Genomic DNA, 22400 nt, shown 5'->3' with positions numbered 1-22400 from the left:
ACATGGTCTAGAAGATTAAAGGAATCGCCATGAGTCAAGTAATACAAGACAAGATAATCGATGAAAATCTGAAGTGGACGCAGATCAACCACGATGTTCTGCGGACATTAACAGCACCGGGTAAATTGTGGTGGACGACGTTTGCAGTGTGCGTTGCCATGATTTCCTGTGCGGTGGCTGCGGAAATTTACCAGTACAAATATGGTATGGGTTCTGCCGGTCTGAACAATCCACACATGTGGGACATGTATATCGCGACATTCGTATTCTGGATCGGTATGAGCCATGCCGGTACCTTGCTGTCTGCGATACTGCATATTATTCATGCACAGTGGCGTAAACCGATTTATCGTTTTGCCGAAGCCATGACGACGTTCTCGTTGATGACGGCAGGTTTCTTCCCGATGATCCACTTGGGTCGTGTATGGAACCTGTACTGGGTACTACCTTATGTGTCTGATCGTGGTGTGTGGCCAAACTTCCGTTCACCATTGAGCTGGGACGCATTTGCAATCAGTACCTACCTGTCTGCATCAGCGTTGTTCCTGGTTATCGGTATGATTCCAGATATGGCGATTCTGCGTGACCATGCCAAGGGCTGGCGCAAGAAGGCATACGGAATTCTTGCACTAGGCTGGCAAGGTGACGACCGTCAATGGCGTAACTTCCGCAAGACGTATATGTTGATGGCGTGTTTCCTTATCCCGCTGGCGATCTCAGTACACTCCATCGTATCGTCAGACTTCTCCATGTCGATCATGCCTGGCTGGCACGTTACAACCTTCCCACCCTACTTCGTAGCGGGTGCTTTGTATTCCGGTTGTGCGGCGATTATGACTCTGTTTGTTGTTCTGCGTTACTTCTACCGTTGGGAAGAATACATGACGCTTAACATCATGGAAAAAACCACCAAGCTGACTTTCGCCATTGCGATGGTATGGACTTACCTGAACCTGATCGAGTTCGGTTCTACCTGGTACGGACACAATATCTACGACAAGGAATTGCTCATAGATAAAGCAACCGGGCCGTATGCGGTGGTGTTCTGGACGATGATATTCTGCGGATCGGTGGCACCGTTCGCGCTGGCCTTTCAGAGTTGGCGTCGAAGTATGCCGATCATGTTCGTTGTCTCTATTGTTCTTCAGATAGGGATGTTCGTAGAGCGCTGGATGATCGTCGCGCCTACACTGGCTATGTCACATCAGCCGCATCAGTGGGACGTGTTGTGGGGAACAGTAATCGAATGGGCAATCGTGTTTGGCAGCTTTGGCTGGTTCTCACTATTGTTCCTGGTGTTCTGTAAATTCTTCCCTGCCATGTCTATGTACGAGGTCAAGGAACTTCAATTCCATCTGAAGCATGAGATTGAAGAAGAAAAGCGCGAAGCAGCAGCGCGTAAGAGTGGTGCAACGAGTTCTAAACCTGTAGGTGGAACTCCTGGTCTGGAGGGTGCGTAAATGGCGACACATCGTATTTTGGCAATGTTTAAAGGCTTCGATGACGCAATTGCATGTATCAATGAAGTCAAAGCCGGAAAGCTAAAAGGTTCTACGGTTGACGACTTGACAGTGATGTCGCCTATCGAACACCCGGACATAGATGAGATACTCGGACAGCGTCCGGTGAATGTTCAAAAATTTACATTCATTGGTGCCTTGTTTGGCGTTTCTTTCGGTTTCTTTTTCCTGTCGTCTGCCCAGGCCTCGTTCCTGGTGCAGCCACAGGGTGGTAAGCCGGTAGTTCCTTTTCCCAGTAACTTCGTTTTGATGTACGAAATGCTGATTTTCTTCGGGGTCTGGACGACTGTTTTCACCTTCCTGTTCCTTGCAGGTCTGTTGAAGAAACGCGATACCTTGTATAGCGAAAAGTTGACGGTTGATCAGGTTGGTTTGATTGTCGAGGTTGAAGACAAGCAGCTCGATAGCGCACGTTCGTTCTTCAACGGAAACAAGGCAGTGGAATTAAGGGAAGAGAAAGTCTGATGAAGATAAGAAAACTGATACTCATTTCAGCGGCGATTATTTTGCCCACACAAGTCTTTGCCTGGCCCTGGTCTACTGACATGATGAACCAGCCGAGCATTAAGCCACAGGAAGGCCCACCGGCGGCGTTTCCTAAGCGTTCTGTTCCGGTAACCGGTGTTCCGACTACGGTCAAAACGCGCGAAGAAGCTGAGAAATTTAAGAGTCCAATTCCGGTTTCCGAAGCAACGATAAAGAAGGGTCGAGACCTGTTTGGTATCTATTGTTCCGCATGCCACGGCTACGACGGCAAGGCAACGACGCCTGTTAGCGAGCGCATCGGTGCAATCGATCTGACCAGTGAATACGTTCAACAATCTCTGACCGAAGGCTGGATCTGGGGAACAATTACCTTTGGTAGTGCCATCATGCCTGCCTACGGTACCCCATCTGGTCGTGACGACAAGCGTGGTTCAAACGATTTGTCTCCAGAGGAGCGTTGGTACGTAGTTAACTACGTCAAGAACCAACTGGTTAAGGACGCGGCAGGTCGTAGCACTGCCAGCGCGCAATAAACAAAAAGTAGGGTAGGATACGATATGGAAAGCTTCGGTAGCTGGTCCGTTTTAACGACGAACTTTTTACTCATTCTCTATATCGCACTGAATGGTGTGACCTTGGCAGCCTTGTTACATCTGGCCAATGCCAAGTGGCGTTACAAAGTGCGTTTTCTTGCAGTTTCTCTTGCAGCCTTATTACCGGTTGCATTTGGTCTGTTAATTATTTTGCTCGTGAATGGGGACAATACCTTTTTGTGGATGGGTCAACCTCACGATCCTGAGCACCATCTGCCAGGTTGGCATAACTACTCATTCCTGGTGACTCGTCAGATTGTTGGTTTTCTGATCATTGCAGGTCTGTATGGGCTGTTTATCAAATACCAGCACGCTGCAACTATCGACTCCAGTTATGAGGCCCAGCGTCGGTTTCGGAATGTTGCGCTGTTGATTCCTTTTGGTTATGTCCTTTACGCCACTATGGTTGGCTGGGATTTCGAAATGACTCAAATCCCGAGCTGGCACAGTGCGAGCTATGGCGCTTATCACTTCGTGAGTAATTTTCACTTTTTCCTCGCGTTTTTTGCAATATTCCTATTCTTCGTCAAGCGTTCTGGCAAGTTGAAGGAAGAAGTCCCCGATTACATCTTGAACTTCCTGGCGCAGATGATGTTAGCGTTTACCATACTGTGGACGTATCTGTACTTCACTCAATATCTGGTTATGTGGTACGGCCGCCTTCCAGAAGAAATCGTACGTTTCCGCAATATGATGGATAACGGTTTGAGTGGCGTATGGTGGACCTTCCTGGCAATGAAGTTTGTTATACCATTTACTTCATTGATCTTTGCCCGTACACGTAATACGCCTACCTGGACGCTGGCAATTGCGTGCAGCATCGTGATTGGTACCTGGTTGGAGCGCTATACCTGGATTTCTGGTTCTACCGCGCCCGAGCACTACCATATCCCGATGACCGGTCCTCTGGACATCGTCGCAACGCTGCTCATCGCCGCTGTTGCGATATTCATGATGCGCTGGTCACTTCATCGCTTCGGATTGGTGAAGAGCGCGTAAAAACAAGGTTTAACTATGTTATAATCGCGGGCGCCTGGGTTCTATCCAGGCGCCTTTTTTATTTACATCGTCGTATTGCGCTACACTTCAACAAGTTACGCTTTCACTGAGGAGACACAAATGGCACTGGCCACGGGTAAGCGATCAGTCATGACCTTGTTTTCTGGGGCAACAGACCCTTTCAGTCACCGCGCAAGGATAGTGCTGAATGAAAAAAACGTCACCTTTGAGGTGAAAGAGGTCACAGAGGGAAACCTGCCTGAGGATTTAATCGATCTGAATCCATATAACTCCACGCCGACGTTAGTCGACAGAGATCTCGTACTATTCCAGTCGCAAATCATTATGGAGTATTTGGATGAGCGCTTTCCTCATCCGCCACTGATGCCGGTTGATCCAGTTTCGCGTGCCCGAAGTCGGATGATGTTGTACCGCATTGATCGTGATTGGTATTCGCTGGTTACTGATTTGGAATCTGGCGATGCGGCGAAAAAAGACAAGGCGCGCAAGGAATTCCGCGAAAGTGTGATGTCGATTTCGCCGGTTTTCGAGGCTAAACCCTACTTCATGAGTGACGAGTTCTCGTTGGTTGATTGCAGTATCGCGCCGTTACTCTGGCGTCTCGATCACTACGGAATTGAGCTTCCTTCGAAAGCTATTGCGGCTTATATGGAACGTGTATTTAATCGTGAGAGCTTTATCGATAGCCTGTCGTCAGAAGAAAAGGTACTCAGAAAGTAACACCGAATATGAGTGACGACGATGCCACAAGCATGACGTCGAGTCGGCCCTATTTGTTGCGTGGTTTACACGAATGGATAGTCGACAATCATATGACGCCCTACATAATAGTGGACGCTAACGGCGAAGGGGTGAATGTTCCGCGGCAGTTTGTCGAAAATGGCAAAATCGTCCTTAATCTAAGCCCGTTCGCTGTGCGTGATTTGTTGCTAGAGAATAGTAGGGTGACGTTTTCTGCGCGCTTTAGTGGCACACCCTTCTATATCGAAATTCCCATCGATTTTGTCCTTGCAATTTACGCCAGGGAAAATGGACAGGGGATGGTCTTTGCGGAAAGTTCCACGCCACCTGATCATCCGCCAGGTGATGGGGATGACTCGGGTAGCAAAGCGGGTAAACCTCAACTTAAATTGGTTAAGTAGGCGTATTTTGTCGCAGGATCTCGAGTATCTGGTTCAGACCTACTCCTTTGGCTTCTAATTCCAGAAATCTCGCTTCCCTCTCTTTCTTGTTTAATTCGCTAATGGTCTTACATGATTCGAAAAATGTGCGCCAATCAAGCTTAGAGTCAACATAAAGCGCGAGAAACGCTGGTACGTGTTGCCAATAGGCAGCATCTGAAATCAGGCGCGCATTATTGAGTGGCATGTTGAACCATGAATCATAATAAGGCTTGCCCCATATGGTTTTAAGGCGTTCGTATTCCTTCTGCATTTCTTGAAAAATTTCTTTTTTCCGGGCCAGTTTGAATTCCGTGTTCTGATTGCTTTCGTACAGCGTAGACAGCTCGTCCCGAACAGATTTTTTGAGCAATCTGAATTCTTCAGCTCGTGAGATCGCGGCCAGGAATTCATTCATCATGTGAGCTTGTTCAGACAATATCCATTGTGTGGTTCCAATCAATTCCACCGACGTGGCAAAGGCTTCGTTGAACGCGGTATCGTTTTTAATATAGAGCTCCTGGTGTGAAAGCTCGTGAAATATGATGCCTGCCAGCTGGAAATCCTGCCATTTGATCATAGTGCTTAAGACGGGATCGATAAAAAACCCCAGGGTTGAATATGCGGTTGCTCCCCCTATGTGAACATCGTAACCCTGCAAGACCAGGGACTGCGCTTCAGCTTTTGCATCTTCTTCATTGAAGTAACCGCGATATACTGCGCACCCAATGATAAAGTAACACCAGGTTTTGGGTTTAAGTGACAAGCTGGGACTTGCGACAACATTCCAGGTCACATAAGGGCGGTCTATATCAGCGTAATAGGTGTAACTCTCGTTTTCCGGCAAAGACAAATGTGTACTGGCAAAATGGCGGGCTTTTAAGACGGTTTTTAATTTTTGTTTCGTGTTTTCATTTACGTTTGAGCGGATAACCAGGTCGATTTCCTTCATCTTCAACATCAGGCTGAAATGCCCTGGGATGGACTGCTCAAAATAATAGGCCAAGCCACAGCTGTTCAAAACCGACGCTGTTACTACGATAAAAATGGCTCTAATAATGTGCTTTTTCATTGCCCGGTAGTAAGTGCTTGCCTTGTTGTATACTCTATATCGGACCAGCAAGTATAACCTTTTACTTTCCATGATGAATGGTAATGTTTATGACGACTAAATAGACCGGCGTGTTTCGGTTTTGTCGGCCGCTTGGAAAGTAAAGTTATGTTTTTTTTGAAAAAGCGGAACGTGACTTGTTATAGGAATTTCGGATATTGAATAAACATTTTCAGGTTTATCTGGTAGGCGGCGCGGTGCGAGATTATTTGCTCAGTCTTGAGATCAAGGAACGAGATTGGGTGGTTGTTGGTGCAAGTGCCGATGAGTTGTTAGACCAGGGCTACCACCAAGTTGGTAAGGATTTTCCTGTATTTTTACACCCTGAAACACGGGAAGAGTATGCGCTCGCGCGAACCGAACGAAAATCCGGTCATGGCTATACCGGTTTCGAAGTACACGCCGATCCCAGCGTCACATTAGAGGACGATTTACTTCGCCGCGACTTGACGATTAATGCCATGGCGTTCAACGACAGGCAGGAGCTTATTGATCCATACGGTGGACAACAGGATCTGGAGAAAAAACTGCTGCGCCATGTGTCACCCGCATTTGTCGAGGATCCACTACGTATTTTACGGGTGGCCAGATTCGCCGCCCGATTTCATCACCTGGGTTTTACCGTTGCGCCTGAAACCATGACGTTGATGCGGCAAATTGTCGACGAAGGCGAAGCCGATCACTTGGTACCTGAACGAGTGTGGACAGAAACCCATAAAGCGCTGAACGAAAAAACGCCCGCAAGTTATTTTGAGGTGTTGCGGGAGTGTGGAGCTCTAAACAGAATTATGCCGGAAATTGACAAATTGTTTGGCGTACCGCAACGCAAGGATTTCCATCCTGAAGTAGATACCGGTATACATACGATGATGGTCTTGCAGCAGGCAGCCAGACATTCGGATGACGCTATCGTACGCTTTTCTGCCTTGTTACATGATCTTGGTAAGGCCGAAACGCCACAGGAGGAATGGCCGAGACATCATGGTCACGAAGCAAGAGGCGTGAAACCGATACGTGCTTTGTGTCGCCGTTTACATGTGCCGAACCAGTATCGCGATATGGCGCTGGTGGTTGCGCAAAAACATGGTATTGCCTTGCGCGCGTTTGAATTAAAACCTGTGACTGTGCTCGAGTTGTTTGAGTCGATGGATGCCTTTCGGCGCAAGGAGCGAGTGGAGCAATTCCTGTTGAGTTGTCTTGCCGACTATCGTGGCCGACCAGGCTATGAAGACAGGGATTATCCCCAGGCAGATTATCTGCGCCTGTGTTTCGAGGCAGCCAGTCAGGTGAATACACGGCAGTTTGTGGAAGAAGGCCTGACCGGTAAAGAGATTGGTATTGCCATACGCCGCGCGCGTGCCCAGGCAATCGCCATGGTTAAGCGGGACAATGGGGCGGCAAATCCCTTAATCAGCGATGTTTAGATTGTTGGTCCAGGCTAAACAGAGAATTTTGAGATCTATAAAAACAAAACCAACAATAGCGCGCCAAGAAACAAACGATAAGCCACAAAAGGCGCCATACCGATGCGATCCAGCAATTTCATGAAGTAATGAATACAAAGATATGCGGTGCCTCCGGAAAGCGCGATACCCAACAGGATCGAGCCCCAATCGACTAGCTGGCTGGATTCCACCAAATCTTTGGTTTTCAATAAACCGCCACCAGCGATAATGGGAATAGACAACAAAAAGGAAAAGCGGGCAGATGCCTCGCGCGTCATTCCCAGTAAGAGGCCGGCTGTAATGGTTATGCCTGAGCGTGAAGTACCTGGGACGAGTGCCAAAGCCTGCGCGAAGCCAATGATTAAAATATCGTAAAGGCCAAGGCTGTGTTCGTTGCGGATGCGGCGGCCGAATTTGTCGGCAAATAACAGGAGCAGACCAAAACCGATAGTGGTAGCGGCAATAATTATCGGTGAGCGCAATACGGTTTCTACATAGTCTTTGAACAGAAATCCAGCGACTACGGCCGGGATAGTGGCGATAATGACTGCCCACGCTAACAAGCTATCGCCAACTGCCTGGCGCTGTGCGATAGATCTTGACCAGTCTACGCTCAGGGTGACAAGTTCTTGCCGAAAATAAAAAACAACGGCGCCTAAAGTCCCTACATGAACCGCAACATCGAAGGCGAGGCCCTGGTCCTGCCAGCCGGCAACAACCGGTATCAGTATCAGGTGGGCGGAACTCGAAATGGGTAGAAATTCCGTTAATCCCTGTACCAGAGCAAGTACCAGAATCTGTGTAAAATCCATATCAGTTTAGTCGTTTTATCGCGAAGTTCGTGGAGTGTAGAACGTGTCGGAGAATCTGACAATCTTTTGAGCGGTACAAAATAAAAAACGCCGGTAAAACCGGCGTTTTTTATTTTGCGGATTAATTATGCTTAATGTTTCTGTTCACTTGCGCGCTGCATACCCAGGCTTTCCCACTCGGGAGTGGCAAGCAGTTGTACGCGCCCATCCTGGAATTCAACGACGATACCATTGGTTCCAGTACCGATAACCGTGACTTGCTCCCCTTCCGGGCTGGTATATTGGCTATTAATATCAGGTCTGTGACTGCTTAGCATAGGTAATCCCCCCTTTCGTCAAGCCCATAATATATCAAACATTTCGCTGTATCGGGTCCAATTGTAATGATTTATGATTAGCATCAAATTAACTTGTGAAACTGCCTGAGAGCGCAATAATTTGAAAGCTTCTGAACTGTTTATACGCTGCCTCGAAAACGAAGGTGTTGACTATATTTTCGGGATTCCTGGTGAGGAAAATCTCGATGTTATGGATGCCCTGCTCTCGTCGTCCATACACTTTATTACCACGCGTCATGAGCAAGGCGCGGCCTTTATGGCGGATGTTTACGGGCGTCTGTCGGGTAAACCGGGTGTTTGTCTGGCCACGCTTGGGCCGGGCGCGACCAATTTGTTGACTGGAGTTGCTGATGCGAATATGGATCACGCGCCAGTGGTGGCAATTGCTGGTCAGGCCGATACCACGCGACTACACAAAGAGTCCCACCAGGTTCTACATTTGGATCGAATTTTCGATCATGTCACCAAGTATTCGTCCCGGATCGTCAGCGCCGATGTGATTCCAGAGGTGGTGCGCAAGGCGTTTAAAGTGGCTGTGACTGAAAAGATGGGGGCGACGTTTATCGAGTTCCCGGAGAACATTGCCAAACAGTCTACCGATGCGCCGCCACTGCGCGCCAAATACACCCAACTGCCAGGCCCGAATCAACAAAGGGTAAAGATGGTGGCCGACATTTTAAACGGCGCCAGGAATCCCATCATACTCGCGGGCAATGGGGTGATACGCTCCCATGCCTGTGAGCCCCTGGTTAAATTCGCCGAGACCCTGAACATTCCGGTTGCCAATACCTTTATGGCGAAAGGCGTATTTCCATTTCGTCATCCCCTGGCTCTGGGTAGTGTGGGTCTGCAGGCAAAAGATTATGTCAGCGTCGGTTTTGATCGCGCCGATGTGATTATTTGCATCGGCTACGATCTGGTTGAATACCACCCACGACTTTGGCACCCAAGCGCAGATCGTATCATCGTACATATCGACACCTCTCCCGCCGAAGTAGATGCCTACTACCAGGCAGAGATTGGTATTGTTGGTGATATTGGCGAATCCCTGAGTAGTCTTTCAAAGATAGCCAAACCACACCAGGGGCACCTGATGCGTCCCATGCGCGAGGCCTTGATTAAAGAAATGGACTTGCACAAGGATGATGACTCTTTTCCCGTTAAGCCTCAGAAGATAATTTGGGATTTACGTTCGGCATTGAGAAGTGAGGACATCGTCATTTGCGACGTGGGCGCGCACAAGATGTGGATGGCGCGTATGTATCGCTGCGACGAACCCAATACCTGTATTATATCCAACGGTTTTGCCAGCATGGGGATCGCCGTCCCTGGGGCGATTTCAGCAAAGTTGCTATACCCGCAGCGTAATATTGTTGCGGTAACTGGTGATGCGGGTTTTCTGATGAACTCCCAGGAAATTGAAACCGCCATGCGTCTGAAACTAAACATCGTCATTCTGATCTGGAATGATAATGGCTATGGTTTAATTGAATGGAAGCAGATGAAACAGTTTGGACGCAAGTCGCATGTTGATTTCGGTAATCCGGACTTTGTTACCTATGCCGAGTCGTTTGGTGCAAAAGGTTATCGTATCGAGCGCACGCAGGACTTGCTCCCCACTATCGCGCAGGCATTAAATGACGGAACGGTAAGCATAATTGACTGTGCAGTAGATTATAGTGAAAACCTGAAGCTGACCGAAAAACTGGGGGAGATGCTGTCAGAATAATGACCAATAAATCGCAAGCAAAAAATGGCATCTGATCAAAACACCGATCGCGTGGGAACGCGTTTACGCTTAATGAGCTACAACATTCAGGTAGCGATTGCGTCGGTTAAGCCTCATCACTATGTGACGCGCAGCTGGCGTCATGTGTTTCCCCATGAAACGCATTTCAGGAACCTGAACCAAATCGCAGAAATACTCGAGGGTCATGATATTGTTGGTCTTCAGGAAGTCGATGCCGGTAGCATACGCAGCAGTTACGTCAATCAAACCCAGTATCTCGCCGAGCGCGCGCGTTTTCCTTTCTGGACACATCAAACCAATCGCCGTCTCGGCCATATCGCCAAACACAGCAATGGTTTGCTAAGCTCTTATACGCCCATCTCAGTCGAAGATCACAAGCTTCCAGGCCGCGTGCCCGGAAGAGGCGCACTAGTCGCACGTTTTGGACAGGATGACTCCCAGCTTATCGTGGTTATGATTCATCTTGCACTGGGAAGAAAGTCCAGAGGCATACAGTTGGATTATATTGCGGCCCTGGTAAAAGAATACGAACATGTTGTGGTGATGGGGGATATGAATTGTCAGCCTGACAGTGAGGAGCTTCAGTCGCTACTTCGGCAAACCGGGCTCGGCGCTCCCGTATGGGGTTTGAACACCTATCCCAGCTGGAAGCCTACACGCAAGCTGGATCATATCCTGGTGTCATCCAGCCTGAGAATTGAAAATGTGCAAGTCCTTCCGTACACATACTCAGATCATCTGCCGATCAGCATGGAGGTGATCGTGCCGGCTTCAGTAAGTTTGTAATCTATCCACGTTTCAATCGGCAAACTATTTGCCTTTCCCTAGCCAGTACGTGATTGACGAAAAAGGTATGAGGCCTGAACAGGAATGTCGAAGGACCAACCATCTGACGCCGACCGCTGGCGTATCCAACTGGAAGAAGCTGAGCAGGAACTCGAAAGCATCAGCCATGATTTGAAGTCAGCCGTAGGGCTGATCAGCACATCGTTTAGCGATGTGGTGTCACTTTTCCAGCAGGAAACGAGCGAGCTTGAGTTGCATCTCGATAATATCGGAAATGCGATCTCAGACACGATAAATATGCCGGCGCTGGAACGTGCCGTAAAAGCCTTGATGAAGGATCTGACGGGTAGGGCGGTGTCGCCGCTGGATCCGCCTGAAGAAACACATAAGATTCCGGGCGCAAACAGCAACCAGATTTGTGCCTTGTTGATTTCCGAAATTCTCTATCAATTGCTGCAAAACATCAGTTTGCCAACAGATCTTGATGACAAGATTGAACTACTGAAAAAGTGTCTGGAGGCGGGGGTGTCATCCGGCTCCTGGTCGGGCATGTTGGAACTGGTGGCAGAAATTGCCAATGACATACGCATTAAGATTAACAATGAGCGACTGGATACTGAGTCGTTTTTGAAGCAGGTGACTGGCAGGCTCCAGGAGTTGGATACTTTTATCCAGGGCAATGAAGAGTCACGCATGGCGTCATTGAAGAGAGGCAATGAACTGAATGATGCCGTTAAAAAAGAAATGCTCGGCCTGCGCAACACCATGGCCGAAACAGATGAAATCGACCATTTGAAGAAGACGATTCAAAGTCGTATCGAAGCGATTGAAAGTCATGTTTCAAAATTTCGCCAGGATGAAAATACGCGCCATGGAAAAGACGGTCAATTAGTAAAAAGCCTGATATCTCGCCTCAATGAACTGGAAGAGGAAACCGTCAAACTTCGCGACAAGGTGAAGGAGGAGCGCATACAGGCGCAAATGGATGCGTTGACGGGCATTCCGAATCGGCTAGGTTATATAGGCCGGATAAACGAGGAATTTGCGCGTTGGAAGCGCTTTGGCCATCCGCTCTCGGTGGTGGTGTTTGACGTGGATCATTTTAAACGTATTAATGACAACTATGGGCATGTCGCTGGCGACAAGGCGTTAAAAACCATTGCTAAGACGCTGGCTTCACGAATACGGGAAACCGACTATCTAGCCAGATTTGGTGGCGAAGAGTTTGTGTTGATTATGCCTGGCGCCGATAAGTCTTCTGCTAAAGCGGTTACTGAAAAATTACGGACGACTATCGAGGCGCTCGGATTTCACTTCAAGGGAGAACCGGTTTCGATAACGATTTCCTGCGGTATCTCGGAGTTTGTCGAAGGCGATAATATGGACGATGTGTTTGAACGCGCTGACAAGGCACTCTACGCTGCGAAAGAGAGTGGGCGAAATCGAGTCATCGTCGCAGGAGATTAACTGGCACGGCGGGTCGTAGTGGTATTGTCCTTGTTAGTCAGTTCCTCAATCGTCGCAGCAAATGCTTTTATGTCGAAAGGTTTGCTAAACCATTTATAGACGTGTACGCCTTTCGCCTCTTCGCTTTTCTGCATAATTTCCGTGATGGCGGAAATGATCAAAATCGGAACGTTCTTCATTTCTTTATTCGCTTGTATTTCCTTAACGTAGGTAACACCGTTCTTGTCGGGTAACATAATATCGATAGTGATAAGGTCGTAGCGCTTTTTTGCGAGCAAGTCATCAGCCTGTTCCGTACTGTACGCGCAGTCAACGCTGACGTTTAACCGTTGTAACACCGCTTTTAAGTGTCGACTGGTGGCTACGTCGTCTTCAATCACAAGTGCTTGTGGCAAGCTTGGGTTACTTTGACCAGGCTTGCCGGGTAACTGAGCAGGCGTGCTATCAATGGTGTCAAGTTCGATATAAAAGGTGGTTCCCCTTATAGGGTTGCTATAAAAGCCGATCTTCCCACCATGCTTCTCAACCAGGAGCCGGGATATACACAGGCCTAGCCCCGTTCCTCTGGTCTTCTTCAGATTTTGTGCGTTTACCTGCGTGAATTTTTCAAATACCTTGTCTTTCAAGTCATCCGGTATTCCAGGTCCGGTGTCTACTATCAGTATCCGTGCTTTGTTTTCGAGCTCCTCCAGGCGCAGCTCGATGATACTGTTTTCGGGTGAAAATTTTACGGCGTTGGATAGCAGGTTGAGTAATACCTGGTTTAGTCGGTTACTATCAATGCTGGAAATTATCGGTTTATCAGGTTTGCTAAGTTTAATCTCGGTACCGTATTGGCTTGCGTAGTGAGCCATTTGTTTGTGTGCATCAGTAACCAGATTGTTCAGGTCAATGTTCTGTAGTTTTAATTCCACTTGCCCGCTATTGGCTTTCTGTATATCCAGGATGTCATTGACCAGAAATAACAGACGATCGATATTCTTCCTGGCGATATCCAATAAATGTATGTCGGAATCGCTGGTATTCGACTTTTTATCGTAGTCAATCAGCGATAGTGAGCCTTTTATGGCGGTAAGTGGCGTCCTCAATTCATGGCTGACAGTAGAGATGAAGTCTTCTTTTAACTGGTCAAGGCGGTATTGTTCGCTGACATCCTGAATGACGCCAGCCAGTACATTATCGTTTTTATTGTCTCCATCAGTACGTATGCAGATGACAACTTCCTCGCCGTTTGCTTTTGTTGCGTGATACTCGAAAGTACGTTCTTCGCCTGGCTTCAAAGAGTATAAAAATGTGCGCAGACGACGGCGTTCGGAGAAATGAGCGAGCTCGATGAGTGCGTCGATGCTTGGTGTAATCGAGTTAACGCCCAGATTGAAAATATCAAATACCTGGTCCGACCAGTAGGTGTTGTTGTTCTGTAGACTATATTCCCATGATCCGACTTTCGCGACCCGTTGTGAATTCTTTAAGCGTCTGATGTGGTCGTTGAGGCTTTGTCGGTTGTCGGTCAATTCGAAAAAATTGCCGTAATAGCCGGCGATGGTATTGAGAAATTCTATTTGATCAAGATTTAATATATTGCCTTCCTTTAGAAATACACTAATCAAGGCATAGTTTTTTCCCCCGGAAAGTATTGGTATCAACAAATGCTTGCACTGTCCGTGGTTCTTGAATAGGACATGAGACTGCAGATTGTCGTAAAGCTGTGTTGGAACGGTGTGGGAGAATTTTCGAAAACTGGGCAGCGCGAAGTCGGTGATCGCGAGTGCTTCCAGTTTTTCCAGGAGACCGGAAACCTCTGGGCGCTTAAAATGTTGCCGATTTATATAAGATTGTATGCTTTCGTCTGAATTCGCATGTTGTCCTTCAAACGCTACAAAGACAGCGGCAGATGCGCCTAGGTAATGCGTCAGGCTCTTTAGGCCAAGATGTATCACATTACGATTGAGTTGATATTGTCCTGTTGCCACCATGCTGATATCGCCGATTAATTGCATGCGCCGATTAATGTTTTGCATCTGTATGCGTGCTTCCTGTACATTTTTTCCGTGTGAGCGAGCATAGAGGTAAAGGAGAACGATGGTCGCTAACGATAGTGCCATGCTGGCGATTAGCATCAGCGATGAGCTTCCATTTAGCAGTGCAAGAATGGGAAGACCCACGGCGTGTATTACCACTCCGATGGTAAGTAAAACCAGCATTGTTTTTGTGAAAGACATGTACGCAATTCTGTAACGATCGTTTTACATTATTCGGCTTTTGGGCTGCGCAAATTGACTACTAGTACCGTGATAATGAAGACTGGAATGTAAATATTGTTTGAATACGTTTAGGCGGTTGTGGGATTATGGAATGTGCTTTGCAATTATTGGAAACATTTGAACAGCGAGTGAATGAAATATGGAATGGCTGACAGAGATCGTGGGAGCTGCATCGGGTTTTTTGTGGAATAGTCCGCTGACACTTGGCGTATTACTCGGCGTCGGTTTTTACTTGACGATAAGAATGGGGATGATTCAGTTCCGTGGGTTTCGTCACTCCATGCAGCTTATCGGTGGAAAGTATTCTAAGGCAGATGACGCAGGCGAGGTAACGCATTTTCAGGCCCTGTCTACAGCACTATCTGCAACAGTAGGCACTGGAAACATTGCCGGTGTTGCAACAGCGATATCTCTTGGCGGGCCGGGAGCGCTTTTCTGGATGTGGGTAACTGCGTTTTTTGGGATGGCGACTAAATTCACTGAGTGTACGCTGGCATTGAAATATCGCGAAATACATCCCGGTGGTCAGATTGCTGGCGGACCTATGTATACCTTATTACATGGTCTGAAAATGAAACGTACCGCGACGCTGTTTGCGGTCTTTGCATTGATTGCCTCGTTTGGGATCGGCAATATGGTGCAGGCCAATTCTGTTGTGGACGGACTGTCTTTTATCAATCCTTCGTTGAAAGATAATGGTTGGTGGATAGGAATCATCATGGCTACCCTGGTTGGCCTGGTGATACTCGGGGGCGTTAAGCGTATTGCCAAAGTCGCTGCCGTAATCGTTCCCTTTATGGCTGTGATGTATATCGCAGCGTCAGTTATTGTGTTGATCAATTATATTGAGGCGATACCACATGCGTTTTATCTGGTGTTGAATCATGCGCTCAATCCCTGGGCTGTTGGTGGCGCCGCTATTGGCGAAGCAATACGTTGGGGCGTGGCGCGAGGTTTGTTTTCCAATGAGGCAGGTCTGGGTTCGTCTCCCATGGCGCACGCCGCCGCTAAAACGAATGAGCCGGTGCGCGAAGGTTTGGTGGCAATGATGGAACCTTTTATAGACACCCTCATTATCTGTACGCTGACGGGGCTGGTCATTATTATCACCGGCAGCTATCTCAATAAACCGGATGACGCAGTCGGCGCAGCGTTAACCGCCTACGCATTTAGTCAATCATTGGGTGAAGGTGGCGCGTGGGTAGTCGGTATTGGTCTGACCTTGTTCGCATTCTCTACGATAATTGCATGGTCATATTACGGTGACCGTTCTGCGCGTTTTCTTTTTGGCGAGCAGGCAGTGATGCCGTATCGTGTTGTGTATACCGGCCTGGTTGTGGTGGGTGCTGCCGTGCCATTGCATCTGGTGTGGGGGCTGGCCGATCTCACTAATATTCTAATGGCGATACCAAACCTGTTGTGTCTCATCCTGCTGGCAGGTAAGGTGAAGAAGATGAAGGATGAATACATGGCCAAGCATAGACAGCCTGGATAAGAAGGTGTGTCGTCTGATGGGCATGCAACGATGATGGATGTGGCGATACGCTAGATAATCTTCTATCGCAGTCTAGGCGCTATTCAATTTCGCGTATGGAGATTTCAACCCGTCGATTGGAAGCGGTGTTTTCTGCCGCATCCAATGGTCGGGTATCTGCCATCCCCTGAGCCGTCATCCGTTTTGGATTTATCTGAGAGTGTTCCAGCATGGCGTGCACAACTGAAACCGCGCGTGCGGCAGATAAATCCCAGTTTGAACGAAAGCGTTCGGTATTGATCGGCAGCTTGTCAGTGTGACCGGTGACAACGATTTCACCTTCGCTTTTCGTTACGACGGAAACAATCTTTTCCAGCAGCGGACTAAATTCGGGACGAAGTCGATCGCTAGCGCTGGAGAAGGCAATTTGTTCTGGAAAGCGGATAATGATGAGTTGATCTTGCCTCTCAACAAATAATACCCCCTCAGAGATTTCTTTTTGCAAAATGTTCAGGAGTTGTTTTTCCAGGCTGTGTTTGGGCTCTGGTTCGGGTAAGGGGACGATGGGTTTTATTGCAGAGGTATTCTCTTCGTGTGGTTGGCCCTGACCAAAGCTCTGTTCAATCGCACTACTAACGGCTTTATACTTTTTCAAATCCATAGTGGAAAAAGACAGCATGATGATAAAAAACGTCAACAGCAGGGCCATCATGTCGGCGAACGTCACCATCCAGACGGGCGTATTATTGCGTCGCTGGTATTTGACATCGTATCCCATGTCTAGCGCGGGCCTTTTAACTCATCGGGAACGCTATGACTTGTTTCACCGCTTGCTGCTGCTTCACGTTCCCGGCTTGGCAGATAGGTAAGCAGAACTTCTTCCATAATTTTCGGGTTAACCCCTTTCTCGATGCTGACGAGGCTTTCTATTATCAATGCCTTGTTGGTGTGTTCGGCATAAGCGCGCATTTGCAGTTTATCTGCAATGGGCAGCGCCACAAGATTGGCAATCAATGAGCCATATAGCGTTGTTAACAAAGCGACGGCCATACCCATGCCAATGGCCTTCGGGTCTTCCATATTTGACAGCATTTGCACCAGACCGACCAGGGTGCCGATCATACCGAATGCGGGTGCGGATTCACCGATGGCACGAAATACGCGTTCACCGACCAAGTGTCTTTCGATAGTCTGATCCATATCCATCGTCATAACCTTGCGGATAAATTCTTCGCTACGGCCATCGGCGATTAGCATTGAGCCTTTTCTGAAAAAAGCATTCTTAATGTGAATGTCTTCCAACACAAGACGCCCGTGTCTTCTCACTTTGTCCGCTAAATGAGTCGCGATGTGTATGAGATCCAGAGGACGTTCTGAGCGATCGACAAACGCCGTCTTCAAGCCTTCGATAAAACTTTCAAGACAGGTTTTGAGCGGAAACTTGATCAATACCGCTGCCGCCGTGCCGCCAAGTACAATGAGAAAACCAGGCAGGTTGATAAATACCGAGAAGTTGGATCCCGTAGCAACCGCCAGCGTGATAATGACGATGCCGGAAACCAATCCAGCGAGGGTGGCGAAGTCCATGGGAATGTTTTTGCTCTCGTTTAGGCGATACTAAACGAGAGCAAAAACTATTCCTGAAGTGAGGGGTTATGCGGCGATGTTGGTGATATCGAATTCTTTGTTGGAAAGATCGATAACATTGTCTTCATCCAACATCAGAAAATCGGGTTGGTGTGTTCGAATGTGTTCCTGCAACGCAGGCAAGTTTGAATTTTGTACTACAATAACTTCGTATCCTGCATCACTTAACCCCGTTATAAGTGCCGTTATGCGTTCGTTTCCATCATCTACCACCAGGACTTTATGTATCATGGTTTTCTCCTTTTTACCCCTCTGGATAAGGTTTCTAATTATCGGGTGGTTGGAATTTTCCTTTAGCCGTTCAGTATGATTGGCGCAAAGGGGAATTCGTCTACGGTCACATAAATTGTTTCAAATTGTATGCCATGTACGCTGTAAAGAGAGGTTAGTAACCATTTGAAAACCATATGCAAACTAGCAGGGCGCGAAATTACTTTAGTACAGGATGGAAGGCTGTCGCCGGCGGTGTATCTGATTCATGACAAGGAATGTGGCGGTATTCTGGTAAATACGCCTAAATTCGACCCTGAACTGGCGGCAAAGCTGCGTGACAAGGGAGTTGCTTACATTTTTCTGACGAGTCATCTCGCCGTGTTTGATCTCGATGACTGGCGTAAGTATTTAAATGCTAAAGCTATTGCTTCTGCTGCTGAGCAAACGTCAATAAGCGGGCATGTGGATGTCATCATAGATAACAAAACCCGTCTTTCACGGACAATCGATTTTCTCCCCATGTCAGGGCGTACGCGGGGGAATTGTGCGTTGAGGTTGCGCAATATTCCGGCAACAATCTTTTTTGGCGCTGCATTGGATATGGACGACGCGGGACTACCAACGCTCAGTGAACATAGCGATGATTACTCCTGGGAAAATAGGGTGATTGGGGCAATCGCGCTGACGGATCTGAAGTATGAATATGCTTTCACCGATTCCTATATAGGTGGGCAAACCATCGGCCCGCAAATCAGCGAGGCGATTGCGCGCAATCTAAAGCGAGTTACAGGTTGAGCTTGAGCGGTGGCTCGCGTAGCTTGTCCTGCTGTTCGCGCAGCTGGTTTAGCTGCTCCTCCCAATAACGGGGGGTATTAAACCAGGTGAATGCAAGGGGGAAGGCGCTGTCATCCCAGCGTCGCGCGAGCCATGCGGAATAATGAATCATACGCAAGGTGCGTAGCGATTCGACCAGGCTCAATTCATAGGGATCAAATTCAAAAAAATCGTTATAACCGCGAATAATCTGTTGTAACTGCCATTCCTGAACCTGTCGATCACCGGAAAGCAACATCCAGAGATCCTGTATTGCTGGCCCACTTTGGCAATCATCGAGATCTACGAAATACGGACCGTTTTCTGTCCACAAGATATTCCCCGGATGACAGTCGCCATGCAGGCGCAATATGCGATACGGGCCAAAGGATTCGAAAATCTGGCTGATTTCATCGAGAAGTTGCGTGGCGGCGGTGAGATAGTTTTGGCGAAGATAATCCGGCAGGAATCCGTGTTCGTCCAGGAAGGCGACAGAGTCATAACCCATGTTTTGCACGTTTAGTCGCTGTCTGTGCTCAAAACGACGGATGGCACCGACGGCGTGTATGCGCCCAAGAAATCGACCAAGCCAAAGCAGGTTTTCCGCGTTATCGAGTTCCGGCCATTGTCCACTGCGTCGCGGAAACAATGCAAAGCGGTAGCCCTGATATTCAAACAAACTTTTATTTTGTGCGTTGAGCAGTGGCGCGATCACGGGAATTTCACGCTCTACTAACTCCTGGCTATATTGATGCTCTTCAAGTATCTGTTCATTGCGCCAGCGACCGGGGCGATAGAACTTGGTAATTAATGGCGGCCCCTCTTCCATGCCTAACTGATAGACACGATTCTCATAACTGTTTAGCGCGAGCATCGCGCCACTGCATTGAAAGCCTTGTGTCTCAACGGCAGAAAGAATCACGTCAGGTGTAAGGTCGGCGTATTGGGGTTGTTGTTCCGGCATTGCAATATGTCATACATGAAGAAGGTTGTTCATCATACTGCAATACAGCGCGATTGTGGGCCTAAAATGCAAAGGGCGCCTAAGAGACGCCCTTTGTCGTTATCTGAGGAGATCTTATGCCAAGGTATCTATGAAATTACCTTTGGCCTGTATGACAGCATGCTGGGTATCAATCGCAGAGTCGACAACCTTTTCCGTTGAACGACTTGCTTTGGCATCGACCACTTCCAGATGCTTAATGGTCTTGTCCGTAGAGGTGCGCTTAGTTCCCTCAATCTGAGAAACCGTTTTCTGGATCTGTTGCATGTTGGCGAAGGTACCACCGTCGATCTTCATTTTCAGCCTCCTCACAGTAAGAGCGTGTACTTGACTCATTAAACGGCCTTTGGCGACAGTTTTCAATGTCGAATTCATTAGTCTGTTATGTGATTCACAAAACTGCGAAAGTGTGTAAATAAACGTAACGTCCTGTACGTAAAGCGTGAAAAGAAGTATGCGCGCGTGCGTGTCATGCATAGAAAAAACTAACGAGTGGTTTGTCGTGGTGAGTGATATCCATCGAGATTCGCAAGGGTTCGAAAAGATTGTTTACACTGATTCACTCAACTATTTCGAAATTGTTCCGCAACTATGCGGTATTGCATACTTCGACGAAATGTGACGTTCTTGCGCTATGTATTATTAGAACAAATTTTGCTAATTTGAACATAGTGGTGTAACAACGGACCTTTATGAAAAATATTTTAATTCTCGAGGACAATAGCGATCTCGCTGAGGGTCTCAGAGAAGTTCTCGGGGATGTACTCAAGGTCAATGTGTTATCTACCGAATCCGGGGTGGAGGCCTTGCAGCATGTTCAATCGAATCCTGTCGATTTGTGTCTGTTTGACGTCAATCTACCCGACATAGACGGTATAACCGTTTTATCGAAGATACGTGCGCAACACCACCAGATGCCAGTGTTGTTTATGACCGGATTTCGCTGGCCACAGGTGGCGCTTGAAGCGTTTCCGAATGATGAATTTACCCATCAGCTTCTCTCAGATACGCAAAAAATTCTTGCGATGTTTGAGCAGGAGCGTAGTAGTCGTAGTATCCACTTTATCGCTACTGAAACTCAGATATCCCGCGACGAGCTTGCGCATAGCGTTAAAGCTAACGGATATTGTCTGATCGAACGATGTGACTATGACGATGTCGCTTATCAGGACTGTGCAGGTTTGGTCTATTTGGTCGAGGATTACTTTTCGGCGGTGTTAGCGCATCTGCGCTTTGTGAAAGACCGGGGCTTCGAGGGGCCGGTGATTGCCATTCGCCATACAGATGGAAATAGCTTGAGAGACCCGTTTAATACATTCCAGATCACCGGCTGTATATTCAAGCCCTTCGACCTTGTGGATATGCTGAGCCTGGTTGAAGAGCGCTTATAAGCCACTGGTCGTACTATTGCGCAGATCAGGCCTGGGATTTCTTCCCTATCAATTCAATCGGGTAACCGTCAGGATCAGCAACGAATGCAATAATTGTTGTGCCAGCATTCATCGGTCCTGCATCACGCATTATCTTTCCACCACGTTCGCGTATGGCTTCTGTGGCGGCATAGACGTCATCCACTTCAATGGCAATGTGGCCATAACCACTGCCCAGGTCGTAATTCTCCACGCCCCAATTGTAGGTGAGTTCGATGACGGTTTGTTCTGACTCCTCTCCATAGCCTATGAAGGCCAGTGTAAATTCGCCATCGGGATAGTCTTTCTGACGTAATAAACGCATCCCGAGCACTTGTGTATAGAACTCGATGGACTTCTCCAGACTCCCGACGCGTAACATGGTATGCAAAAGACGCATGAATAGTCCTCGTATAGCGGTTTGATAGTTGAGGGGTAGTCTAACAAAGATAAATGGGTAGTGAAAAATTTCGAGAAATAAAAAAGCCCGGGGATAACCCCGGGCTACATCTTCCCTGTTGCCCTAACCTTGAATTCGTTTGTTAGAAACTGATATCCAGTCCGATACTGGCATTGCTGGAAACAACGCCGATTTGCGTCACGATTGTTGTCGACTGAAATAATCGACGATACTTAGGCGGAAGTGCGTAAGCCACGCCTGCGTGCAGCAATGCGGTGCCAATAAAATAGGCATTCACCGAAATGAGTGACGGACACTCTCCCAGTATAGGATTCATTTCACGGTAAGCGCCGGTTTTACACTGGCCGCTAATGCTACGTGTCTGTCCCCAGTCAGCAACATGCGTCATGAAATAGGCAACTTCCATTGCACTGTCCCAATGCGTCCATTCGTTTTTATTCGGGGAAGCTTTTGATGCTTCCGGACTCCAAGCTAATGCCGATGATGAACTGACGATTAGCAACAAAAATAACTTAAGGGCAAGCAGTTTTTTCATTATACAGTTCCTTGTTTTTGTAAATGGGCAACTCAAGAACTGCCTCTGTTTGCGTCTGTAGCGTGGTATTTTCGAGGGCCAACAATGCAAACCTGGTCACAGCGCAAGCGTGGGAAAACAGGAACTGTGAAGA

24 protein-coding genes are annotated in these 22400 nt (G+C 47.8%); 13 read left to right on the top strand and 11 right to left on the bottom strand.

Features of this window, described 5'->3' with window-relative positions:
- Window positions 1-29 precede the first annotated feature (29 nt).
- The 6 genes from nrfD (at window position 30) to OEZ43_00590 (ending at window position 4761) form a co-directional block, all read left to right on the top strand.
- Window positions 30-1460 carry a polysulfide reductase NrfD gene (gene nrfD, locus OEZ43_00615; protein ID MDH5544060.1) on the top strand — a complete coding sequence of 477 codons (1431 nt, stop codon included), beginning with the start codon at window positions 30-32 and terminating at the stop codon, window positions 1458-1460.
- A complete protein-coding gene (locus OEZ43_00610; GenBank protein MDH5544059.1) occupies window positions 1461-1985 on the top strand; it encodes a DUF3341 domain-containing protein in 525 nt (174 codons plus the stop codon).
- Window positions 1985-2539 (top strand): c-type cytochrome, encoded by a 555-nt coding sequence (locus OEZ43_00605; protein MDH5544058.1) that lies wholly within the window; start codon window positions 1985-1987, stop codon window positions 2537-2539. The genes OEZ43_00610 and OEZ43_00605 overlap by 1 nt, the downstream gene beginning before the upstream one ends.
- 24 nt (window positions 2540-2563) lie before the next feature.
- Window positions 2564-3598: a hypothetical protein gene (locus tag OEZ43_00600; protein MDH5544057.1), complete on the top strand. Its 1035-nt coding sequence runs from the start codon at window positions 2564-2566 to the stop codon at window positions 3596-3598.
- A gap of 120 nt (window positions 3599-3718) precedes the next feature.
- Complete coding sequence (locus tag OEZ43_00595; protein MDH5544056.1) at window positions 3719-4339, top strand: glutathione S-transferase N-terminal domain-containing protein; 621 nt, start codon at window positions 3719-3721, stop codon at window positions 4337-4339.
- A gap of 8 nt (window positions 4340-4347) precedes the next feature.
- Window positions 4348-4761: a ClpXP protease specificity-enhancing factor gene (locus tag OEZ43_00590; protein ID MDH5544055.1), complete on the top strand. Its 414-nt coding sequence runs from the start codon at window positions 4348-4350 to the stop codon at window positions 4759-4761.
- Here the strand turns inward: OEZ43_00590 and OEZ43_00585 are convergent.
- The gene (locus tag OEZ43_00585; protein MDH5544054.1) at window positions 4754-5851 is read right to left on the bottom strand and encodes an aminopeptidase; all 1098 of its coding nucleotides are present in this window, start codon (window positions 5849-5851) and stop codon (window positions 4754-4756) included. The two genes, OEZ43_00590 and OEZ43_00585, sit on opposite strands and share 8 nt — an antisense overlap.
- Window positions 5852-6048: 197 nt before the next feature.
- Between OEZ43_00585 and OEZ43_00580 the strand changes: the two genes are divergently transcribed.
- On the top strand, window positions 6049-7314 hold the full coding sequence (locus OEZ43_00580) for a multifunctional CCA addition/repair protein (GenBank protein MDH5544053.1): 1266 nt from the start codon (window positions 6049-6051) through the stop codon (window positions 7312-7314).
- 35 nt (window positions 7315-7349) lie between these two features.
- Here OEZ43_00580 and OEZ43_00575 read toward each other — a convergent pair whose 3' ends face one another.
- Both OEZ43_00575 and OEZ43_00570 read right to left on the bottom strand, forming a co-directional pair.
- Entirely contained in the window at window positions 7350-8147 is a 798-nt protein-coding gene (locus tag OEZ43_00575) for an undecaprenyl-diphosphate phosphatase (GenBank protein MDH5544052.1), read from the bottom strand.
- A gap of 131 nt (window positions 8148-8278) precedes the next feature.
- Window positions 8279-8464 carry a hypothetical protein gene (locus OEZ43_00570; GenBank protein MDH5544051.1) on the bottom strand — a complete coding sequence of 62 codons (186 nt, stop codon included), beginning with the start codon at window positions 8462-8464 and terminating at the stop codon, window positions 8279-8281.
- A 121-nt stretch (window positions 8465-8585) separates the two neighbouring features.
- Here OEZ43_00570 and OEZ43_00565 point away from each other — a divergent pair, with 121 nt between their 5' ends.
- From OEZ43_00565 to OEZ43_00555, 3 genes are all read left to right on the top strand, one after another.
- Window positions 8586-10214 (top strand): acetolactate synthase large subunit, encoded by a 1629-nt coding sequence (locus tag OEZ43_00565; protein MDH5544050.1) that lies wholly within the window; start codon window positions 8586-8588, stop codon window positions 10212-10214.
- A 24-nt stretch (window positions 10215-10238) separates the two neighbouring features.
- Window positions 10239-11021 carry an endonuclease/exonuclease/phosphatase family protein gene (locus OEZ43_00560; GenBank protein MDH5544049.1) on the top strand — a complete coding sequence of 261 codons (783 nt, stop codon included), beginning with the start codon at window positions 10239-10241 and terminating at the stop codon, window positions 11019-11021.
- Between the two features lie 84 nt (window positions 11022-11105).
- Entirely contained in the window at window positions 11106-12488 is a 1383-nt protein-coding gene (locus OEZ43_00555) for a diguanylate cyclase (GenBank protein ID MDH5544048.1), read from the top strand.
- Here OEZ43_00555 and OEZ43_00550 read toward each other — a convergent pair.
- Window positions 12485-14710 (bottom strand): ATP-binding protein, encoded by a 2226-nt coding sequence (locus OEZ43_00550; protein MDH5544047.1) that lies wholly within the window; start codon window positions 14708-14710, stop codon window positions 12485-12487. The genes OEZ43_00555 and OEZ43_00550 overlap by 4 nt on opposite strands.
- A gap of 181 nt (window positions 14711-14891) precedes the next feature.
- On the opposite strand from OEZ43_00550, the gene OEZ43_00545 reads away from it, so the two are divergent.
- Window positions 14892-16247 (top strand): alanine:cation symporter family protein, encoded by a 1356-nt coding sequence (locus OEZ43_00545; protein ID MDH5544046.1) that lies wholly within the window; start codon window positions 14892-14894, stop codon window positions 16245-16247.
- A 79-nt stretch (window positions 16248-16326) separates the two neighbouring features.
- On the opposite strand, the gene OEZ43_00540 is transcribed toward OEZ43_00545, so the two are convergent.
- From OEZ43_00540 to OEZ43_00530, 3 genes are all read right to left on the bottom strand, one after another.
- Window positions 16327-17004 (bottom strand): OmpA family protein, encoded by a 678-nt coding sequence (locus OEZ43_00540; protein MDH5544045.1) that lies wholly within the window; start codon window positions 17002-17004, stop codon window positions 16327-16329.
- A 2-nt stretch (window positions 17005-17006) separates the two neighbouring features.
- Window positions 17007-17813: a MotA/TolQ/ExbB proton channel family protein gene (locus tag OEZ43_00535; protein ID MDH5544044.1), complete on the bottom strand. Its 807-nt coding sequence runs from the start codon at window positions 17811-17813 to the stop codon at window positions 17007-17009.
- Window positions 17814-17879: 66 nt separating this feature from the next.
- Window positions 17880-18104, bottom strand: coding sequence for a hypothetical protein (locus OEZ43_00530; protein ID MDH5544043.1), 225 nt, complete (start codon window positions 18102-18104; stop codon window positions 17880-17882).
- 165 nt (window positions 18105-18269) lie between these two features.
- Here OEZ43_00530 and OEZ43_00525 point away from each other — a divergent pair, with 165 nt between their 5' ends.
- A complete protein-coding gene (locus tag OEZ43_00525) occupies window positions 18270-18881 on the top strand; it encodes a hypothetical protein (GenBank protein MDH5544042.1) in 612 nt (203 codons plus the stop codon).
- On the opposite strand, the gene OEZ43_00520 is transcribed toward OEZ43_00525, so the two are convergent.
- Both OEZ43_00520 and OEZ43_00515 read right to left on the bottom strand, forming a co-directional pair.
- A complete protein-coding gene (locus OEZ43_00520) occupies window positions 18871-19863 on the bottom strand; it encodes a serine/threonine protein kinase (protein ID MDH5544041.1) in 993 nt (330 codons plus the stop codon). The two genes, OEZ43_00525 and OEZ43_00520, sit on opposite strands and share 11 nt — an antisense overlap.
- Window positions 19864-19977: 114 nt before the next feature.
- Window positions 19978-20199 carry a hypothetical protein gene (locus OEZ43_00515; GenBank protein MDH5544040.1) on the bottom strand — a complete coding sequence of 74 codons (222 nt, stop codon included), beginning with the start codon at window positions 20197-20199 and terminating at the stop codon, window positions 19978-19980.
- A gap of 395 nt (window positions 20200-20594) precedes the next feature.
- Between OEZ43_00515 and OEZ43_00510 the strand changes: the two genes are divergently transcribed.
- On the top strand, window positions 20595-21293 hold the full coding sequence (locus tag OEZ43_00510) for a response regulator (GenBank protein MDH5544039.1): 699 nt from the start codon (window positions 20595-20597) through the stop codon (window positions 21291-21293).
- Window positions 21294-21318: 25 nt separating this feature from the next.
- Here OEZ43_00510 and gloA read toward each other — a convergent pair whose 3' ends face one another.
- Together gloA and OEZ43_00500 are read right to left on the bottom strand one after the other, a co-directional pair.
- Entirely contained in the window at window positions 21319-21711 is a 393-nt protein-coding gene (gene gloA / locus OEZ43_00505; protein ID MDH5544038.1) for a lactoylglutathione lyase, read from the bottom strand.
- A 142-nt stretch (window positions 21712-21853) separates the two neighbouring features.
- Complete coding sequence (locus OEZ43_00500; GenBank protein ID MDH5544037.1) at window positions 21854-22267, bottom strand: hypothetical protein; 414 nt, start codon at window positions 22265-22267, stop codon at window positions 21854-21856.
- Window positions 22268-22400: the final 133 nt, after the last annotated feature.

This window comes from Gammaproteobacteria bacterium (genome assembly GCA_029881255.1).
Lineage (GTDB): Bacteria > Pseudomonadota > Gammaproteobacteria > S012-40 > S012-40 > JAOUMY01.
This window is presented reverse-complemented; position numbering and strand designations above follow the sequence as displayed.

Bases quoted from the DNA above. Each gene is read 5' to 3' on its own strand.
- nrfD (MDH5544060.1), top strand. From the start codon at position 30: ATGAGTCAAGTAATACAAGACAAGATAATCGATGAAAATCTGAAGTGG.
- OEZ43_00610 (MDH5544059.1), top strand. From the start codon at position 1,461: ATGGCGACACATCGTATTTTGGCAATGTTTAAAGGCTTCGATGACGCA.
- OEZ43_00605 (MDH5544058.1), top strand. From the start codon at position 1,985: ATGAAGATAAGAAAACTGATACTCATTTCAGCGGCGATTATTTTGCCC.
- OEZ43_00600 (MDH5544057.1), top strand. From the start codon at position 2,564: ATGGAAAGCTTCGGTAGCTGGTCCGTTTTAACGACGAACTTTTTACTC.
- OEZ43_00595 (MDH5544056.1), top strand. From the start codon at position 3,719: ATGGCACTGGCCACGGGTAAGCGATCAGTCATGACCTTGTTTTCTGGG.
- OEZ43_00590 (MDH5544055.1), top strand. From the start codon at position 4,348: ATGAGTGACGACGATGCCACAAGCATGACGTCGAGTCGGCCCTATTTG.
- OEZ43_00585 (MDH5544054.1), bottom strand. From the start codon at position 5,851: ATGAAAAAGCACATTATTAGAGCCATTTTTATCGTAGTAACAGCGTCG.
- OEZ43_00575 (MDH5544052.1), bottom strand. From the start codon at position 8,147: ATGGATTTTACACAGATTCTGGTACTTGCTCTGGTACAGGGATTAACG.
- OEZ43_00570 (MDH5544051.1), bottom strand. From the start codon at position 8,464: ATGCTAAGCAGTCACAGACCTGATATTAATAGCCAATATACCAGCCCG.
- OEZ43_00560 (MDH5544049.1), top strand. From the start codon at position 10,239: ATGGCATCTGATCAAAACACCGATCGCGTGGGAACGCGTTTACGCTTA.
- OEZ43_00555 (MDH5544048.1), top strand. From the start codon at position 11,106: ATGTCGAAGGACCAACCATCTGACGCCGACCGCTGGCGTATCCAACTG.
- OEZ43_00550 (MDH5544047.1), bottom strand. From the start codon at position 14,710: ATGTCTTTCACAAAAACAATGCTGGTTTTACTTACCATCGGAGTGGTA.
- OEZ43_00545 (MDH5544046.1), top strand. From the start codon at position 14,892: ATGGAATGGCTGACAGAGATCGTGGGAGCTGCATCGGGTTTTTTGTGG.
- OEZ43_00540 (MDH5544045.1), bottom strand. From the start codon at position 17,004: ATGGGATACGATGTCAAATACCAGCGACGCAATAATACGCCCGTCTGG.
- OEZ43_00535 (MDH5544044.1), bottom strand. From the start codon at position 17,813: ATGGACTTCGCCACCCTCGCTGGATTGGTTTCCGGCATCGTCATTATC.
- OEZ43_00530 (MDH5544043.1), bottom strand. From the start codon at position 18,104: ATGATACATAAAGTCCTGGTGGTAGATGATGGAAACGAACGCATAACG.
- OEZ43_00520 (MDH5544041.1), bottom strand. From the start codon at position 19,863: ATGCCGGAACAACAACCCCAATACGCCGACCTTACACCTGACGTGATT.
- OEZ43_00515 (MDH5544040.1), bottom strand. From the start codon at position 20,199: ATGAAGATCGACGGTGGTACCTTCGCCAACATGCAACAGATCCAGAAA.
- OEZ43_00510 (MDH5544039.1), top strand. From the start codon at position 20,595: ATGAAAAATATTTTAATTCTCGAGGACAATAGCGATCTCGCTGAGGGT.
- gloA (MDH5544038.1), bottom strand. From the start codon at position 21,711: ATGCGTCTTTTGCATACCATGTTACGCGTCGGGAGTCTGGAGAAGTCC.
- OEZ43_00500 (MDH5544037.1), bottom strand. From the start codon at position 22,267: ATGAAAAAACTGCTTGCCCTTAAGTTATTTTTGTTGCTAATCGTCAGT.